The sequence below is a fragment of the Paenibacillus apis genome (assembly GCF_018333295.1).
In the GTDB taxonomy this organism is placed as follows: Bacteria; Bacillota; Bacilli; order Paenibacillales; family Paenibacillaceae; genus Fontibacillus; species Fontibacillus antibioticophila.
The window spans coordinates 1-347 of sequence record NZ_BORS01000060.1; the positions used below are offsets into that span (position 1 = coordinate 1).

Consider the following 347-nt stretch of genomic DNA (forward strand, 5'->3'; position numbering starts at 1 on the left):
AGATTTCCCAGTATGTAAGACCCCTTGAAGACGACGAGGTTGATAGGCCTGAGGTGGAAGTGCAGCAATGTATGGAGCTGACAGGTACTAATCGGTCGAGGGCTTATCCAATATCTAATTCAGATTCTATGTTTCGTATCCAGTTTTCAGGGAGCAAGACTTCCTGAATTGATTTTAAGCTGCATGTCCTTTCTAAGGATGGATATTTGCTGGTGAGTAGTCATTGAAGCAAGCGCAGCGCAAAAATCCTGTTTGGTGGCGATGGCGGAGGGGTTCCACGCGTACCCATCCCGAACACGACCGTTAAGCCCTCCAGCGCCGATGGTACTTGGACCGAAGGGTCCTGG

At 49.6% G+C, this 347-nt stretch carries 2 rRNA genes; both read left to right on the forward strand.

What is annotated here, in order from left to right:
* Window positions 1–111: ribosomal RNA gene (locus KI362_RS25295) — 23S ribosomal RNA — on the forward strand; the annotation flags it as partial.
* Window positions 112–251: 140 nt separating this feature from the next.
* Window positions 252–347 (forward strand): 5S ribosomal RNA (gene rrf / locus KI362_RS25300); the annotation flags it as partial.